At 71.9% G+C, this 16589-nt stretch carries 13 protein-coding genes and 1 pseudogene; 7 read left to right on the forward strand and 7 right to left on the reverse strand.

The features are described 5' to 3' along the window. Window positions 1–40 precede the first annotated feature (40 nt). From KGA66_RS19780 to KGA66_RS19790, 3 genes are read left to right on the forward strand one after another with little or no spacing between them, the layout of a single operon-like run. Complete coding sequence (locus tag KGA66_RS19780; RefSeq protein ID WP_211469657.1) at window positions 41–955, forward strand: Nif3-like dinuclear metal center hexameric protein; 915 nt, start codon at window positions 41–43, stop codon at window positions 953–955. A gap of 28 nt (window positions 956–983) precedes the next feature. After that, window positions 984–1724 (forward strand): zinc ribbon domain-containing protein, encoded by a 741-nt coding sequence (locus KGA66_RS31740; RefSeq protein ID WP_438822062.1) that lies wholly within the window; start codon window positions 984–986, stop codon window positions 1722–1724. Further along, entirely contained in the window at window positions 1721–2995 is a 1275-nt protein-coding gene (locus KGA66_RS19790) for a bifunctional RNase H/acid phosphatase (RefSeq protein ID WP_312886994.1), read from the forward strand. Before KGA66_RS31740 ends, KGA66_RS19790 begins: the two co-directional genes overlap by 4 nt. 46 nt (window positions 2996–3041) lie before the next feature. Here the strand turns inward: KGA66_RS19790 and KGA66_RS19795 are convergent, their stop codons facing one another. Further along, a complete protein-coding gene (locus KGA66_RS19795) occupies window positions 3042–3830 on the reverse strand; it encodes a YaaA family protein (protein ID WP_211469659.1) in 789 nt (262 codons plus the stop codon). A 150-nt stretch (window positions 3831–3980) separates the two neighbouring features. On the opposite strand from KGA66_RS19795, the gene KGA66_RS19800 reads away from it, so the two are divergent. Together KGA66_RS19800 and KGA66_RS19805 are read left to right on the forward strand one after the other, a co-directional pair. Further along, on the forward strand, window positions 3981–5450 hold the full coding sequence (locus KGA66_RS19800) for a glycosyltransferase 87 family protein (RefSeq protein ID WP_211469660.1): 1470 nt from the start codon (window positions 3981–3983) through the stop codon (window positions 5448–5450). A 73-nt stretch (window positions 5451–5523) separates the two neighbouring features. Then, window positions 5524–7008 carry an RNB domain-containing ribonuclease gene (locus KGA66_RS19805; RefSeq protein WP_211469661.1) on the forward strand — a complete coding sequence of 495 codons (1485 nt, stop codon included), beginning with the start codon at window positions 5524–5526 and terminating at the stop codon, window positions 7006–7008. Window positions 7009–7026: 18 nt separating this feature from the next. Here KGA66_RS19805 and KGA66_RS19810 read toward each other — a convergent pair whose 3' ends face one another. Both KGA66_RS19810 and KGA66_RS19815 read right to left on the reverse strand, forming a co-directional pair. Further along, window positions 7027–7536, reverse strand: a complete 510-nt coding sequence (locus tag KGA66_RS19810) for a hypothetical protein (protein WP_211469662.1) — start codon at window positions 7534–7536, stop codon at window positions 7027–7029. A gap of 238 nt (window positions 7537–7774) precedes the next feature. Further along, the gene (locus KGA66_RS19815) at window positions 7775–8161 is read right to left on the reverse strand and encodes a VOC family protein (protein WP_211469663.1); all 387 of its coding nucleotides are present in this window, start codon (window positions 8159–8161) and stop codon (window positions 7775–7777) included. A 117-nt stretch (window positions 8162–8278) separates the two neighbouring features. Between KGA66_RS19815 and KGA66_RS19820 the strand changes: the two genes are divergently transcribed. Beyond that, window positions 8279–8662 carry an ArsR/SmtB family transcription factor gene (locus KGA66_RS19820; RefSeq protein ID WP_211469664.1) on the forward strand — a complete coding sequence of 128 codons (384 nt, stop codon included), beginning with the start codon at window positions 8279–8281 and terminating at the stop codon, window positions 8660–8662. 86 nt (window positions 8663–8748) lie between these two features. Here KGA66_RS19820 and KGA66_RS19825 read toward each other — a convergent pair whose 3' ends face one another. Together KGA66_RS19825 and KGA66_RS19830 are read right to left on the reverse strand one after the other, a co-directional pair. Next, a complete protein-coding gene (locus KGA66_RS19825; RefSeq protein ID WP_211469665.1) occupies window positions 8749–10350 on the reverse strand; it encodes a glycoside hydrolase family 53 protein in 1602 nt (533 codons plus the stop codon). Between the two features lie 163 nt (window positions 10351–10513). Continuing rightward, window positions 10514–11785, reverse strand: a complete 1272-nt coding sequence (locus tag KGA66_RS19830; RefSeq protein WP_211469666.1) for a glycosyltransferase 87 family protein — start codon at window positions 11783–11785, stop codon at window positions 10514–10516. A gap of 344 nt (window positions 11786–12129) precedes the next feature. On the opposite strand from KGA66_RS19830, the gene KGA66_RS19835 reads away from it, so the two are divergent. Next, complete coding sequence (locus KGA66_RS19835; RefSeq protein ID WP_211469670.1) at window positions 12130–13683, forward strand: MFS transporter; 1554 nt, start codon at window positions 12130–12132, stop codon at window positions 13681–13683. A gap of 269 nt (window positions 13684–13952) precedes the next feature. Here the strand turns inward: KGA66_RS19835 and KGA66_RS31745 are convergent. Beyond that, window positions 13953–15239: pseudogene (locus tag KGA66_RS31745) on the reverse strand (D-alanyl-D-alanine carboxypeptidase family protein); the annotation flags it as partial. A 162-nt stretch (window positions 15240–15401) separates the two neighbouring features. Next, the coding region (locus tag KGA66_RS19840) for a glycoside hydrolase 5 family protein (protein WP_211469667.1) at window positions 15402–16589 on the reverse strand (1188 nt) is incomplete at its 5' end.

Below are 16589 nucleotides of genomic sequence, written 5' to 3' on the forward strand. Positions count from 1 at the left end.
CATCCGACGGGCGCCGCACCCCGGGCCGTAGCATTCCCCCATGCCAACGCTCGCCGACGTTGTCGGGATCCTGGACGCCGCCTACGATCCGCGCTGGGCCGAGCCCTGGGACGCGGTCGGCCTGGTGTGCGGCGACCCGGCGGCCGAGGTGCGCAAGGTGTTGTTCGCGGTCGACCCGGTGGACGCGGTGGTCGAGGAGGCGCTCGCCTGGGGCGCGGACCTGCTGGTCACCCACCACCCGCTGTTGCTTCGGCCCGTGCACGGGGTGGCCGCGACCACGTTCAAGGGCCGCGCGGTCCATCGGCTGATCCGCAACGGTGTCGCGCTGCTGACCGCGCACACCAACGCCGACGTGGCCACCCCGGGCGTGTCCGACGCGCTCGCCCGCGCCCTCGACCTGTCCGTCATCGGGCCGATCCGGCCCGCCGCCGCGTCCGGTCCGGGCGACGGTGCCACCGGCTCCGGCTCCGGCTCCGGCTCCGGCCGCGGGCTCGGCCGATTCGGGGTGCTGCCGGAACCCGAGCCGCTGCGCCTCTTCGCCCAGCGCGTCGCGCTCGCGCTGCCACCCACCAGCGCCGGGGTGCGCGTGGCCGGGGACCCGGAGCGCACCGTGCGCCTCGTCGCCGTGTGCGGCGGAGCCGGGGACGACCGCGAGCTGCTCGCGGCCGTGCGCGACGCTGGCGCCGACGCGTACGTAACCGCGGACCTGCGGCACCACCCGGTCTCCGAAGCTCTGGAAGAGGGCGAGTTCGCAGCCCCCGGCGCCGGGCCCGCGCTGGTCGACGTGTCCCATTGGGCCAGCGAATGGCCGTGGTTGTCCGACGCCGCGGCGATGTTGACCGCCGCGCTCGGGCAGCTGTGCGGGCACGACGGCGGTCCGCAGCGCGGTACGGTTGAGGTCCGCGTGTCGCAGCTGGTCACCGACCCCTGGACGCTGCACGCGCCGCAGAAGTGAACACCAGGATTAGGAAGAGGTGCCAGCTGTGCAAGCCGCGCCCGCCGACCAGCAACGACTGCTCGACCTCCAGGCGTTGGACTCGAAGCTGGACCAGCTGGCGCACCGCCGCCGCACCCTCCCGCAGCTGAGCGAGCACACCGCGCTGGAGACCCGCGCCGGCCAGTTGCGCGACCTGCTCGTCGCGGCCACCACCGCCCAGTCCGACCTCGCCCGCGAGCAGCGCAAGGCCGAGGCGGACGTGGACCAGGTGCGCTCGCGCGCCGAACGGGACCGCAAGCTGCTGGAGTCCGGCTCGGCCGGCGCCAGGGAGCTGTCGAACCTGCAAAGCGAGCTGGAGTCCCTGGCGAAACGTCAGTCAGCCCTCGAAGACGTCGTGCTGGACGTGATGGAGCGGGTCGAGTCCGCGTCGGCGCGCACCGCCGAGCTGACCAGGCAGCGCGACCTGGCCGAGGCCGACCTGACGCGGGTCACCGCGGCGCTGTCCGCCGAGCAGGCCTCCGTGGACAAGGACGTCGCGTTCGCCCGGTCCCAGCGCGGCCTTCTGGTCGCCCAGCTGCCGGCCGACCTGCTCGCGCTCTACGAGAAGCTTCGCGCGCAGTACGGCGGGATAGGGGCCGCGGCGATCAAGCAGCGCCGCTGCGAGGGCTGCCGGCTGGAGTTGGACATCTCCGAAGTCAACGAGATCCGGGCCGCCGCGCCGGACGCGGTGCTGCGGCACGACTCGTGCCGCCGCATCCTGGTGCGCACCGCGGACTCGGGTCTGTGACCGTGCGCGTCCTGATCGTGGAGGCGGACGGGGCGTCGCGCGGCAATCCGGGCGCCGCCTCGTACGGAGCCGTGGTCCGCGACGGCCGGACCGGCGAACTGCTCGCGGAGCTTGCCGAGGCGATCGGCCGCGCCACCAACAACGTGGCCGAGTACCGCGGCGTGATCGCCGGGCTGGAGGCCGCGCGGCGCATCGACCCGCAGGCGCGGGTCGAGGTGCGGATGGACTCCAAGCTCGTGGTGGAGCAGCTCTCCGGCCGCTGGCAGGTCAAGCACCCGTCCATGAAGCCGCTGGCGCAGCGGGCCCGCGAGCTGTTCCCGCCGAACGGCGTCAGCTTCGCGTGGGTGCCGCGCAGCCAGAACAAGCACGCGGACCGCCTGGCGAATCAGGCCCTTGATGCAGCGTCCCGCGGCGAGGTGTGGCGCGCTCAGGTGCTGCCGGCGGCCGGCGAGGCGGCGCACTCGCCGCGCCCGGTGTCGTCCGCCGCAGTCTCCTCCCAGGCCGCCTCTCCGGCCGCCTCTCCGGCCGCCTCCCTCGCGCCGGTCTCGCGACCGGCGGTCGAGCCGCGGGCGCCCGCAGCGGGATCGGCCGATCTGGGCGCGCCGACCCGGTTGCTGCTGCTGCGCCACGGCCCGACCGCGCTGACCGGCGAGAAACGCTTCTCGGGGGTGGGCGCCGATCCCGAACTGACCGAGCAGGGGCTGGCGCAGGCCCGCGCGGCCGCGCGCAGACTCGCCGGGCCCCACGGCGCCGCGGACCCGCGGTACGGGCGCGTCGACGCCGTCATCACCTCGCCGCTGCGGCGCGCCAGGCAGACCGCGCTCGCCGTCGCCGAGGCCGCCGGCATGGAGCCGCGCGTCGAGCAGGGGTTCCGGGAACTGCATTTCGGCGTGTTCGAGGCGCTGACCTTCGCCGAGGCCCGCGCTCAGTACCCGGACGAGCTGGCGGCGTTCTTCGCTTCGACGGCCGGCGCGGCACCGGGCGGCGAGAGCGTCGATGAGGTCGCCTCGCGGGCTGCGGCGGCCCGCGATCGCGCGCTGGTGCGCTTCGCGCGCAAAACCGTGCTGATCGTCACACACGTCACCCCCATCAAGACGTTGCTTTGCCAGGCGCTGGGGGCGCCCTTGACCGCGGTGCATCGGATGGAGTTGTCCGCTGCCTCGCTCAGCGTCATCGATTATTACGACGACGGCGTGACCAACGTGCGATGCGTGAACGACACCGCTCATCTGTACGACACCGGTCATCTGTACGGCACGCCCGGGGGATGACGGCGGAACCGCGCACGTGTGAACCGCGCACGCGCGGGTGGGCTTATCAGATGTTCGCGACGACGACGTCGAACGCACCCGCCGCGCCGCCCTCCACTCGGAAGCCGAGTTCGCGTACGACGTCCGCGAACTCCTGCGGTGTCTTCGGCTCCGCGCCCGAACACACCAGCGCCCGCACCAGCCGCCCCTTCGTGGCCTTGTTGAAGTGGCTCACGACAGACCGCTTGAGTACGCCGCCGACCAGCCGCTCGTGCACCACCCGCACGTACACCACGCGGTCTGCCGCCTCACCGCGGGCCGGTCGCCACATTCCCGCGTAAGCCGTGGAACGCAGGTCGACCACGAGGTGCTCGCCCACCAGGTCCGCGAGCGGACCGGCCAGCGCCTTGCGCCAGACACTCGCCACCGGCCCGACACCGGGCAGCTTCACCGCGCCGGAGCAGCGATAGTACGGAATCCGGTCCTGCGCTCGCAGCACGCCCCAGAGCCCGGAGAAGATGAGGACGGATTCCTCGGCGCGGCGGTACGCCGCATCGTCTGCGCGCAGCCCCGGCAGGTCGAGCGCTTCGTAAAGCACGCCGCGGTAGACGTCCGCGGCTGCCGCGGCCGGTGCGTTCACAAGAACCTGATTCCTCGTCAGCTCGCCGCGTTGCCCGTCGCTGAGCCCGAGCGTGGCCAGCGCCGTGTCGGCCGGGCCCCGGCACAGTCGCACCAGCGCCGCGACCATCGCGTCCCGGGTCGCGGCCAGCTGCGGCAGAACCAGGGAACCGGAGATCACCGGATCGGCGTCCGTCGGGACGGCCTTCCCTTCGGACGGCGGTACGAAGATGAACATTCTGGAACGGTTCTCCGGCGAAGGGTTCGATCGGCCGGGGGAACTCTAACCCACGTTCTAGGGTGAACTCGGGTCGTAGCGCCGGATCACGGCGGGTCCGTGCGATGGGTATGGAACGATTGCGTCCGAGGAAACTGGGGAGACGAGCGCATGTCTCAGCTGAACCGCCGGACTCTGTACGTCCTCCTCGGCTGGTTCGCGAGCCGCATCCCCCTGTACCTGATGACCACCGGTCACCTGTGGGCCTGGTACGGCCGCCGTGACGTGGGCGACATCACGGTCTACCTGCGGTGGGTCGACGGCGCGCTCAAGCACGGCGCGCTGCCGATCGACCCGAGCTGGCAGTACCCGCCGCTGGTCGGCCCGCTGCTGCTGATGCCCAAGCTGCTGCCGGGCGCCGACTATCAGGGGCAGTTCGTCCGGATGGCCTTCATCGCCGACGCGATCGTGATCGCGGTGCTGCTGTGGACCTCCCGGCGGCGCGGCAACTGGCTCGGCCCCTGGTTCTGGATCCTGAGCGTGCCGTTCCTCGGGCCGCTGATCTACGGGCGCTTCGACGTGTTCTCCGCGCTGTTCGTGGTCGCGGCGCTGGCCGTTCTCGGCAAAGGTGTTCCGGTCCCGGGGGCCGCGCCCGGCGAGAGGCAGCTCAACGGCCGCAGGTGGCTGGCCGGGGCGCTGATCGGACTCGGCGCCGCGGTCAAGATCTGGCCCGGACTGACCGTCTTCGGGCTGCCGCGTTCCAAGCGCGGCTGGCAGACCATCGCCACGGCGGTGTTCAGCGCCGTGGCCGCGACGGTGATCTGCGCCCTGGCCTTCCGCAACGGCTCCTGGTTCCTGCACAACCAGGGCAACCGCGGCATCGAGGTGGAAAGCATCTGGGCGCTGCCGTTCCTGCTGGCCAGGCGGGCGCACATATGGCACGGCCGGATCCATGGGCACTACGGCTCGCTGGAAGTGCTCGGGCACGGCGCCGGCTACGCCGGGAAAGCCGCGCTGCTCTCCACGGTGCTGGTGTTCGCCCTGCTGGCCTGGTGGTGGTGGCGCAAGCAGTGGCGCCCGGCCGTGGTCGCCGACGCGACGCTGGTCGCGACGCTGCTGATGATCGTGACCAGCCGGGTGATCAGCCCGCAGTACCTGATCTGGCTGCTGGCGACCGCGGCCTTCTGCCTGCTGTCGAAGGACACCTCGCAGCGCCGCAGCGCGCTGCTGATCCTGCTCTCGCTGCCACTCACGCAGTGGATCTTCCCGTACAACTTCAGCTCCCTGCTCCACTTCCATCTCGGCCCGATCCTGGTCCTGCTGCTGCGCGACGCCCTGCTGGCCGGCGCGGCCCTGTTCGGGTTCGTCGACCTGTGGCGCGACACGGTCACCGGGCCGTTCCTGCCGCGCCGGCGCGGCTCGGCCACGCCCCTGGCGGACCTTTCCGCCTCCGAGCCGCCGAGCGCGACCGAGCCGGCGAAGGAACCGTCCGGGTCCGGGCGGGGTCGGGCGGATTCCGGCGCGGCGCTCGCGGCCGGCGCACCGGCTGAGGCCGCGGACGCGGAACCGGGCGAACCGGGCGAACCGGACGAGGTCGGCGCGGCGGACCAGGTCGAGTCGGCCGGCACCCTGCCCGCCTGAACCGGCGAGCGGCCCGATAGCGCCGCTCTGGGCGTCGGTGCATTGTCTTGCGCCAGCCGCTACGCTGCGCGCTGTGCCACGCCGAGTCCTGGTCATCGACAGCGCCGAGGCGCCCGACGAAGCGCGCGCGGCGCTGGCCAAGGGCATCGAGGCGATCCGCGCCGAGTTCGCGCTGCCCGCGCGGTTCCCGCCCGAGGTCCTGCGGGACGCCGAGCGCGCCGCGCGCGAGGACCACGGGCCGGGCCCGGGCCGGCCGGACCGCACGGATCTGCCGCTCGTCACGCTCGATCCGCCGGGCTCGATGGATCTGGACCAGGCCATGCTGATCGAGCGGCGCGGCAGCGGCTTCCGCGTCTGGTACGCCATCGCCGACGTCGCCGCGTTCGTGCGCCCCGACTCCCCGCTCGACCGGGAGGCGCGCGCCCGCGTCGAGACCTTCTACCTGCCGGACCTGCGGATCCCGCTGCACCCGCCGGTGCTCTCCGAAGGCGCCGCGTCGCTGCTGCCCGGTGAGGACCGCCCGGCCGTGCTCTGGCAGCTCGACCTGGACTCCTCGGGCGATCTGACCTCCGTCGAGGCGAGCCGCGCCGTGGTGCGCTCCCGCTCGCGGCTGGACTATCCGACGGCGCAGCGGCAACTGGACGCCGGGACGGCGCCCGAGGCGATGAACCTGTTGCGGGAGGTCGGCACGCTGCTGCGCGACAGGGAGGCGCTGCGCGGCGGCATCAGTCTCAACGCCTCGGTGCAGCAGGTCGTCGCGGACCACGACGGCTGGCGGCTGGAATACCGCGCGCCGCTTCCGGTCGAGGACTGGAACGCGCAGATCTCACTGCTCGCCGGGATAGCGGCCGCCGACCTGATGCTGTACGGCCAGGTGGGTGTGCTGCGGGTGCTGCCGGAACCCGGGGAGGCGACGGTCGGCAAGCTGCGCCGCGTCGCCCGCGCGCTCAAGGTGCGCTGGCCGGAAGGGGAGGCGTACGCCACGCTGATCCGCCGGATGGATCCGGCGCGCCCGCGGCACGCGGCGTTCCTGACCGAGGCGACCTCCCTGCTGCGCGGCGCGGGCTACGAGGTGTTCGACGGCCAGATCCCCCCGCGCCCGATACACGCCGCTCTGGCCACCCAGTACGCGCACGTCACCGCGCCACTGCGGCGCCTGGTGGACCGTTTCGCCGCCGAGATCTGCGTGAGCCTGTGCGCGGGCGACGAGGTGCCCGACTGGGTGTGCGCCGCGCTGCCGTCCCTGCCCGCGCTCATGGAGTCCGGCGACCGGCGCGCCAAGGCGGTCGAGCGCGCGTGCGTCGATCTGGCCGAGGCGGTGCTGCTGCGCGAGCGGATCGGCGAGGTGTTCGAGGGCGTGGTGCTGGACCTGAACGACCGGGTCGACTGGGACCGCAACGGCAAACCGGACGCGGGCGTGGTGATGTTGCGCGAGCCGGCGGTGATAGCCCGGCTCGACGGGCACGACCTGCCGCAGGGCGCCGAACTGCGGGTCCGCCTCGTCACCGCGGACCCGGCGAGCCGCCGGGTGCTGTTCGACTGGATCGACGCGGTCTGACCGGCCGGGAACGCCTGTTCAGCACGGCTTCCAGGATCCGCCGGGGGTGGCGCAGATCACGGCGTTCGCGGAGGCGTGCCCGTTCCCGACCGCGGCGCTGTTGGTGACGGTGTGCGAGCCGCCGGAACTTCCGGAGTATCTGACCGTGGTCGAACAGGACACGTCACCAGAGCCGTGCAGCCGGGCCGAGGTGTTGAGGTTGTTCGTGCCAGCCTCCAGCGGCATCGTCTTGCTGAAGGGGAGCGCTCCGGCGCTCGCCTGGGATCCCCCCGGGCCGTAGGTGATGTCGACGCCGCCCGGCGCCTTGCCACTGCACTCGTACGTGACGTGCCCTGACGTGCCGCTGGTGGTCCCGGCGCTGTTGCTGTTGCTGTTCGGCCGGGTGTCGACGGCCCCGAATCCGCGTGCGGCGGACGGGCTGGTGTTGATGCCTACGTGCGAGGTCGAGACGCTGGTGGCGTCCGCCGCGCAGCCGGCGACGGCGGTGGCCACGGCCACAGCGAGCGCAGCCGAGGACGCGGCGATCATGCGGCGCCCTCGGCCGCCCGGTCGACCCCGGTGCCGCTCGCGCGGCGGCCGGGGTGCGGCGGCCCGTCCGGGACGGGATTGCGGCGGCGGAGCGGTGTCCCGCCGGGAGGGAGAGTTCTGCGGATCGGACATGGCCCCAGCCTGAGCCCGAATCCGGCGGTTCGCATCCGCAGCGCCATCAGGGAACGTCGAATCCGTGGCCGCGCGCACGGGTCGCCGACCCCCGGTCCATGCGTGCCTACCTGCTCAGAGCGGCGCGTTCGGCGGTGTTCAGCTCGACGCAGAACTCGTTGCCCTCGGGGTCGCCTAGATAGACCCAGCCCGAGCCGTCCGGGCGACGGTGGTCCTGGACGATCACGCCGCCCAGGGCGACGATGCGCTCCACCTCGGCGTCGCGGGTGGTGTCCTGGGTCAGGTCGAGGTGAATCCGGTTCTTCGCCGTCTTGCCTTCGGGGACCCGGATGAACAGGAAACCGGGACGACCGGGCGGGGGAACGAGGCAGACCTCGTCGTCTCCCGGCCGGGCTTCGGTGTCGAGCGGCAGGCCGGTCACCCGGGCCCAGAACCCGGCCAGTGCGTAGGGGTCGGCGCAGTCGAACGTGATGTTGACGATGGCAGCGGTCATCCCCGTACCCTGTCGCGCCGTCGCGGCCCGCCGCAACCGATTACCCGCCGTCTCACCCGCGGCTCGGCCGGTAGCCGGGGCGCTGTTCAGCCAGTCCGGTCGTATTACAGTGGAAGGATGCTTGTCGAGGAAGCGTCGCCCCGACCCTCGCCCGCCGCCACCGACGACCCGCAGGAGCGCTTGCCGCGTCTGCCCGAGCTGCCCACGGTACTGGCCGCGCTGGCCGATCCCGGACGATTGGCGATCGTGCGGGCCCTGGCCCGGCAAGGCGAGGAGTGCTGCAACCGGGTCGGCGAACTGGCCGGCCTGACGATCGGTAAATCCACCCTGTCGCACCATATCAAGGTGCTGCGTGAATCGGGGGTCATCAGCACCCGGGCCCAGGGCACGCACCGCTACGTTTCGCTGCGCCGCGCGGAGCTCGACCAGGCGTTCCCTCAGCTGCTCGACGCCGTGCTCGGCGCGCAGGGCGGCGCGCACCGGGCGCCGGCCGGAGCCTGACGCTCGCGCGCCGAGCACGGCGGCGGCCGCGTCCGCGACCAGAGCCGGGACGCAGTCACCGCCGGTTACGCACTGCTCGCAATGGCTCAGCGCGCCGCGAACTGACTCACGACGGGCAGGGCCCTGTCGTTGAAGTCGAACGCGGCCTGGTTCTCCCAGCCGTCCCCGGACCCGGGGTTGGCCGGGTCCCAGCCGTTGCCCGCCACCACGGTCCAGGTCGGCTCCCAGTAGAACGCGCCGAGCCCGAGCCCGTTCGGCACCGCCTGCACGATCGAGAGCACGTCGCGCAGGTTCGCCGCCTGGCCCGCGGCGCTCGCCGCGTATCCGGGGTCGAGCGTGGTGTTTGACGAGGTGACCGAGTTGGTCTGCGAGTCGTCGTTGGCCATCGTCCACGGGTACGCGGTCTCCGCCACCATCACCGGCTTGCCGTACTTCGCGGCCAGGCCGTTCAGGTCGGACTGCAACACGTCGAGCCGGCCGTGCCAGTAGTCGTAGTACGAGATGCCGATCACGTCGAACGACACGCCGTAGTTCAGCGCCGTGCTGTACCAGCTCTCCAGCGTGGACAGGCTGTCGGAGGCGGCCAGATGCAGCACGATCTTCGTGGGCGCATACGCCGCCTTCACGCCCGCGACGCCCTGCCTGAGCAGCGCGGCCAGCTGCGGCCAGTTCGAGGTCGAGCCGTCCGGCCACAGCATGCCCGCGTTGATCTCGTTGCCGACCTGGACCATCGCGGGCGGTGTGCCCTGGGCCACGAGGTCGCCGACGACCTGCTTCGAGTACGCGTACACCTGGCCTTCCAACTGGCTGAGCGTGTCGGCGGACCAGGCGGCCGGGGTGCTCTGGTGGCCGGGGTCGGCCCACGTGTCCGAGTAGTGCAAGTCCAGCAGGATCGGCAGCCCGTAGCCGTATGCCTGCTTCGCCGACGCCAGCAGCGTCGCCTCGTTGTTCATCCCGTCCTGGGGGTTGACCCAGACGCGCAGGCGCACGTAGTCCATGCCGCCGTTCTTGAGGATCTGCAACGCGTTCTGCTGCGTGCCCGAGCTGTTGTAGTACGCGCCGCCGAGCTGCTCGCCGCGGTAGAGGCTGGAGGTGTCCCCGCCCCGGATCGACACCGGTGCGGCCCCGGCTGTGAACGTGATGTCGTCGTAGTTCGTCCAGGCGTTCGCGGCGCTGCGTGAGTAGAGGTTGATGGTGCACTGGTTGTCGGACACGTATACGTAGTCCACGATGTGCAGCCAGTTGCCGTCCGAATCGACCGGCACATAGGTCGTCTTCGTCGCGTTACCGCAGCCGGACAGCGAGATGTAGTTCGACCCTCCGGTGTCGTCCGAACGCACCCAGACTCCGAGGGTGTAGTAGCCGTTCGTGATGTTGGTGATCGTCTGGTACGTGTCGACGGTGTACGCGGACGAGGACCAATGCGACAGGCGGTACGAGCCGGCGTGCCCTCCCGATTCGGTGTAATCGGCCGTCGTGGTGCCGCTGCTCGACCATCCGGACGGGGAGGCGACCCCGGTGCCGTTGGCCTCGAAACCGGGGTTGGCGACGGCCGGAGTGCTGGTGGTGGCGGCGGCGGGCACGGCGGTGAGCGCGGTCGCGGCCAGCGCGGCGGCAAGGGGGATGGCGAGGGTGGAGCTGCCGCGGCGCCGGCGCGTGCCGCGGTGGCCGGACGGATGACGCGTCATTGCGACTCCTGTGGTCGGCGGATTGAGGGTATGCAGGTCGGTGTGACGACCCCGTAGGGGGTGGTGCCCACTCCGGCGTGGTCGGTCCCTCATCCGCACATGGGAGCGCTCCCAATCCGGCTATCAGCTTTTTTAGCACCGCCCCCGGCGGTCTGTCGATGCTTTACCGGGGATCCGCCGGCAAGAGGCTGGGAGCGTACCCAAGCGCCGCCACGACGAGGGCGCCAAGTGCGGCCCACACGTATGAGCTGCCGATGATCTGCTCCCACCAAGCCCAGTGCAGTTCGCGGTTCTCGGTCGCCGGGAACCACCACTGCGGCGAGGCGAGGAAAAGCACCAGCCCGCCGCCGAAGATCGAGAGGGCCCACCTGTTGCCGACCCGGTACGCAGCCAGCGTGGCGGTCAGCACGATCGGCGCGGCCCACACCCAGTGGTGCGACCACGAGACCGGCGATACCAGCAGGGTCAGGCAGGCCGTGAGGCTCAGCGCGAGCAACTGCCTTCCCGCACGCGCGGCGCGGAAGATCGCGATGACGCCTATCACCCCGATGACGGCCGCCGCGGCGAGCCACGCGTTGTGCTCTGCGTCACCGGTCAGCCGGGTGCGGTACAGAAACCCGTTGAGCGACTGGTTTCCCGCGAAGACGAGCGGGCCGATACGACCGGTGTCGAACACCATCTTCGTCCAGTACTGCGCCGAGTCGTGCGGCGCGCACAGGGCGCCGATGCCGGTGAAGGTGACGAACGAGACCGCCGAGGTCGCCGCGGCGCGCCACTGCCTCCGGGCGGCGAAGTAAAGCACGAAGATCGCCGGGGTCAGCTTGAGGGCGGCGGCCAGGCCGACCAGGACGCCGCGCGGCCAGCCGACCGGGCGGCCGGCGACGCCCCACCAGGTGGCCGGCAGCAGACAGTCGAACGAGACCAACGCCAGCAGCACGACGTTGATCTGGCCGTATGCCAGGTTCGTGCGCAGCGGCTCGAACAGCGCCGCTATCGGCAGCAGCAGCGCGGCGGTGCGCCACGAGCGGCCCCCCTCGGCGAGCCCGGCCGTGCGCAGGAACAGGGCGAGTACCGAGAGCAGCAGACCGAGCGTGATCGCCGTGATCAGGATTCCGGCGGTGCGCGCGGCCACCATGGCCAGCGGGGACATGACGATGGCGGAGATCGGCGGATAGGTGAATCCGAGGTCCAGGCCGTTGCTCGTCAGCGGCAACTGCCCGTAGAGGGCGTGGTTGTCGAGCCAGGCGCGCCCGCCGAGCCGGTAGACGTTCAGGTCGACGCGATAGACGTCGAAGTTGAGCCTGCCGTGGGCCACCGTGATGAGCGATGCCGCGAAGACCGCCAACACCAGCGCGCACAGGCCCGCCGCGGCGCGTCGGCCGCGCACCTGCCCGCTCTGCCGCTCTTCCTGCCGGCTCTCCCGCAGTAACGCCACGCTGCGCGCCCCCCATGGTCCTGGCTACCCCGCTTGTGCACGTGGTGCGATCAATGAGCGCGTAGATGCTATCCGAAGCACTATGTCCCATGTCGTTCACCCTGGCCACGCGGGTTCGCCGGCCGGGCGCCGGTGCGGAACAGGATCCGACGCGCGGTTGCTGTGCGAGTATCATATTTCGCGATTTGATTAGCTGAGCTAACGGAAGACGCGCGCGCAGCGCCGCGCGGGCGTGCCCGAACACACGAGGTGCGCGCACCACGGAGGCGACTGTGTCCGAACCCGAGCTGTTCGCCGAAGGACCCGGTCCCCGGCGCCGTCGGCTCATCCTGGCCGTCTGCTGCATGAGCCTGTTCATCGTCGCGATCGACAACACGATCGTGAACGTCGCGCTGCCGTCCATCCAACACGACCTGCACGCCCCGCTCTCCGGCCTGCAATGGGTCATCGACGCCTACACCCTCGTGCTGGCCAGCCTGCTGATGCTGGCCGGCTCGACCGCCGACCGGATCGGCCGGCGCCGGGTCTTCCAGCTCGGCCTGGTCCTGTTCACCCTCGCCTCGGGGCTGTGCTCGGTCGCGCCCTCGCTCGGCTGGCTGGTCGGTTTCCGGGCGCTGCAGGCGGTCGGCGGCAGCATGCTCAATCCCGTCGCCATGTCGATCATCAGCAACACGTTCACCGACGCCAGGGAGCGGGCCCGGGCGATCGGGGTGTGGGGCGGGGTGATCGGGCTGTCCATGGCCGCGGGCCCGGTGGTCGGCGGAGTGCTGGTGCAGGCGGTCGGCTGGAGGGCGGTCTTCTGGGTGAACATCCCGGTGGGCGTCGTGGCGCTCGTGCTCACCGCGCTGTTCGTGCCCGAGTCCCGCGCCGGGCGCGGCCGACGGCTCGACCCGGTGGGCCAGCTGCTGGTCATCGCGGTGCTCGCCGCGGTGACGTACGCGATCATCGAGGGGCCTCGTTTCGGCTGGAGCGCCCCGGTGATCCTCGGCCTGTTCGCGTTCTGCGCGGCCGGGCTGGCCGCGCTCATCCGCTACGAGGGACGGCGCGACGAGCCGCTGATCGAGCTGCGCTTCTTCCGCTCGGTCCCGTTCAGCGGCGCGACCGTCATCGCGGTGTCCGCCTTCGTCGCGCTGGCCGGGTTCCTGTTCGTCAACACGCTGTATCTGCAGGACGTGCGCGGCTTTTCCGCGTTCAAGGCAGGTCTCATGACGCTGCCGATGGCGGCGCTCACCGGCCTGTTCGGGCCGCTGTCCGGCCGCCTCGTGGCCGAGCGCGGCAGCCGCGGCCCGCTGCTGGCCGCGGGGATCTCGATCGGCGCGACCGGCCTGCTCTTCCTGTCCATGAGCAACACCACCCCGCTGCTTTACCTGGGGATCGTGTACGCGCTGTTCGGCTTCGGCTTCGGCGTGGTGAACGCGCCGATCACCAACACCGCGGTCTCCGGCATGCCCCGCGCCCAGTCGGGGGTCGCCGCCGCGGTGGCCTCCACCAGCCGCCAGGTCGGCCAGTCGCTCGGCGTCGCGCTCATCGGCACCGTGACCGTCGCCCGGGTGAGCGGCACCATGCGCGCGGGTTTCAGCGCCGCCAGCCACGCGGGCTGGGCGATCGTGGCCGGCTGCGGGCTGATCGTCGCGGTGCTCGGCGTGCTGACCACGACCGGGCGGGCGAAGGCGAGCGCGCGGCGCGCGGCGGCCCTCTTCCCGGCCGAAGAACGCGCGGGGGCGTCCGGTGCGGGCGCGTCGGCGCCGGGTCACCGCAGCGAGACGCCGCCGCCTGCGGAAAGCCGTACCAGCGGAACGGAAAGCGTCCGTGTCACCGCCGCCGCGGCGCCTGCCGGGTCAACGGCCGTCACCGTGAGCCGCGGGGCTTCGGACCCGCCGGAGACCACGACCCGGTAGGTCTGTCCCGGCCGCCCGATGACGACCACCGCGGACTGCACCCCGAGCAGGGTCTCGCCGGCCGGGCCCGCGCTTCCCGGCCGGTGCACCGAGGCCGACAGCCCGCCCGGCGCCGCGACGGTGCCGGCCACGAGCGTGCCCTGGGCCGCCGTGATCAGCTTCGAGGCGGCGTCGAGGACCGGGTCGAGGAAGTGCTCGGCGGTGCCGAGCGGCTGGCCGAGGACCGCTCCGATGACGGTCTGGGGCCGCCCGCCGACCGTGACCGTGTCGGCGAACAGCAGACAGCCGCCGGCCTGGTCGGTGGAGCCGGTCTTGATGCCGAGCACGCCGTTGTGGCCGACCAGCCGGTTGTAGTTGTGGATGGTGCCCTGGACCGGGATGCTCGCGGTCTGCTGGGCGACGATCGCGGCGAAGGCCGGGGATCGCATCGCGGCCCGGCCGAGCGTTATCTGGTCGGTCGCGGTCGAGACCGTGCCGGGGTCGAGGCCGGACGGGTCGGTGTAAGTGGTGTGCGTCATGCCGAGCGAGTGGGCGGTGTGGTTCATGGTCGCCACGAAGGACGCGGCCGAACCGGCGTCCCAGCGCGCCAGGATCTTCGCGATGTTGTCCGCCGAGGCGAGCATCAGCGCCTCCAGGGCGTCGCGCTCGCTGATGTGTTCTCCGGCGCGCACCTTGACCAGCGACTGACCGGAGCGCAGCTCGCTCGGGTACGCGGCGGCCTCGGCCGCGCCGACGGTGATGACGGGCCCTGATTCGCCCGCGGCGAGCGGGTGGTGCAGCAGGATCAGGTAGGCCGTCATCGTCTTGGCCACGCTGGCGATCGGTACCGGCTTGGCCACGGCTCCGGAGGTGCCCAGCGGGCCGTAGCCTTCCATTTCGACGGCGGCCTGGCCGGTGGTGGGCCACGGGATGGCGGGCGCGGTGCCGGGGAGGGTGAACGTGCGGGCGAGCTGTTGCACGAGGCGCGCGGGCGCCGGGGACGGCGCGCCTTGAGCGCTCGTCGCCGTGGCGCCGGCCCCGCCGACCCGGATCAGCGCCCAGCCGACGACCAGGACGCAGAGCGAGGTGACGAAGGCGATGACCCTGATGCCGAGCAGGCGGTCGCGGTCCGGTTCGCGAGTGGGCGCGGCACCGGCCGCGGACTGCGCCGCGGATTGCGCCGCGGGATGCTCGGGCCGTGGCCGGTCCCCGGCCTGTGCCGGGTCCGTGTCCTCTTCCCGGTCGCTGGTCTCTCGCGGGTCGGTGATCTGTTGCGGTTCGGCGCTCTGCTGCGGGTCGGTGATCTGCCGCGGCTCAGTGGTTGTCAGCGCCGGGCGCGCGGCCTGCCGTGGCTCCTCGGCCTCGGGCCGCGCTTCAGCTGAGGGCTCCTGCTCCCCGGCCGCGGGCTCCTGCTCCCCGGCGGGGTCGGGGTCGGTCTCCGCATCCTCGGCCGGAGGCTTGTCCTCCGCCACGGCAGGGCCGTTCGTGGCGGCACTCCGCGTGGCTGCGCTCTCCCCGGCAGCGCCGTTCGTGGCAGTGCTGTCTGTGGCAGTGCCGTCCGCGACCGTGCTGTCCATCCGGGTCGGGCCTCCACCTGTCGAGCCGGGCACGCGGCGCTTGTCTCCTCCACGGGGAGTTTCCCTCGTGGACGCCCGGGCGACGGGCCTGGTTGCGGGGCGCGCCGTGGAGCACGCCCGTGCGCCAGACCCGCCTGCTCGACTACACGTTAAGGCAGGCCATCACCCGGAGGCCATGGCCTTCGCATGCGCGGCCAGCAGCTTCGCCAAGCCGCTGGTCGGGTTCGACGGGTCGTTGTCCCACACCACCCGGTAGCCGTCGTAGTCGGGGTAGAAAGAGCCGTCGTCGACCCGGGAGGTCAACAGCCAGAACTGGTCGCCGGCGCCGCCGTTGTCGTGTACCGCGTCGACCCAGGTCTGGTAGCCCGCCGCGCGCGCCGTTTCGTCGGGCACGCCTTGCGCCGCGTTGACGGACAGGCCGAACTCCTCCAGTACCAGCGGCTTGCCGAGCGCCGCCGCGTCGGCCAGGTGCCGGGTGATCCACGTGGTGCCCCACGAGACCGGGTCGGTACCCGGCTTGGCGGCCGAGTTCTCGCCCCAGCCCTCGGGGTACAGGTGGATCGTCGCGTAGTCCACGTGCGGCAGCGCGGCCAGTTCCTTCCAGCGCACGCCCTCGTAGTCGCCGTAGGGATAGTCGCTCGCGTTCGGCTCGCCGTAGAAGCCCTCGTCACCGATTGCCACCAGTTGGCGCGGCGCCAGGCGCTTGACGAATCGGCTCATCTCGGCGACCCATCCGAGCAGCTTGGCCCCGGACTTGTCGCTGCGCCCCCGCGGCTCGTTGGCCAGCTCGAACGTCATGATCGTCGGGTCCTCGTTGTAGCGCAGCCCGGTGTAGCGGTTGCGCCGCGTGATCACGAACTCGGCGTATGCCTTGTAACAGTCCTTGATCGACTTCTCGGTGTAGAAGCGGTCGTGGTTGACCATCGCGCCGTAGGAGTCGTCCGGCAGGTTGAGGAACCAGGTGACGTACTGGCGCATGCCGCCGTAGTCCGGCCAGTTGTTGGTCAGGGTGAGCACGAGCCTGATGCCCAGCTGCCCGGCCTTGTGCACCGCGTAGTCCAGCGGGTCGAAAGCGGCCTCGTCGTAGACGTAGGGCCGCGGCTGTAGCGGCGGGAAGCCGTTGCCGGCGCCGTCGGCGAAGGCCCAGGCGCGCAGCACCCGCAGGGACATCGCGGCCGCGTCGTCGAGTGCCGCGTCGATCATGTAGTGCGACTGCTGGTGCAGGTAGTAGCAGTTGGTTCCGCCGAAGCGGAACGCCGCGCCGTCGACTTCGAAGGCTGCGTCGCGCACGTTGACGAAGGAGACGGGGCGTCGGGCGAATGGTCCCGCGGCCGGGGTGGAGGAGGGGCG

The organism is Actinocrinis puniceicyclus (genome assembly GCF_018283645.1).
Classification (GTDB): Bacteria; Actinomycetota; Actinomycetes; order Streptomycetales; family Catenulisporaceae; genus Actinocrinis; species Actinocrinis puniceicyclus.

What these genes read in the sequence shown, in the direction of transcription:
- KGA66_RS19820 (WP_211469664.1), top strand. Translation starts at nt 8,279, where the DNA reads ATGCTTGTCGAGGAAGCGTCGCCCCGACCCTCGCCCGCCGCCACCGAC.
- KGA66_RS19795 (WP_211469659.1), bottom strand. Translation starts at nt 3,830, where the DNA reads ATGTTCATCTTCGTACCGCCGTCCGAAGGGAAGGCCGTCCCGACGGAC.
- KGA66_RS19800 (WP_211469660.1), top strand. Translation starts at nt 3,981, where the DNA reads ATGTCTCAGCTGAACCGCCGGACTCTGTACGTCCTCCTCGGCTGGTTC.
- KGA66_RS19815 (WP_211469663.1), bottom strand. Translation starts at nt 8,161, where the DNA reads ATGACCGCTGCCATCGTCAACATCACGTTCGACTGCGCCGACCCCTAC.
- KGA66_RS19810 (WP_211469662.1), bottom strand. Translation starts at nt 7,536, where the DNA reads ATGATCGCCGCGTCCTCGGCTGCGCTCGCTGTGGCCGTGGCCACCGCC.
- KGA66_RS19825 (WP_211469665.1), bottom strand. Translation starts at nt 10,350, where the DNA reads ATGACGCGTCATCCGTCCGGCCACCGCGGCACGCGCCGGCGCCGCGGC.
- KGA66_RS19780 (WP_211469657.1), top strand. Translation starts at nt 41, where the DNA reads ATGCCAACGCTCGCCGACGTTGTCGGGATCCTGGACGCCGCCTACGAT.
- KGA66_RS19835 (WP_211469670.1), top strand. Translation starts at nt 12,130, where the DNA reads ATGAGCCTGTTCATCGTCGCGATCGACAACACGATCGTGAACGTCGCG.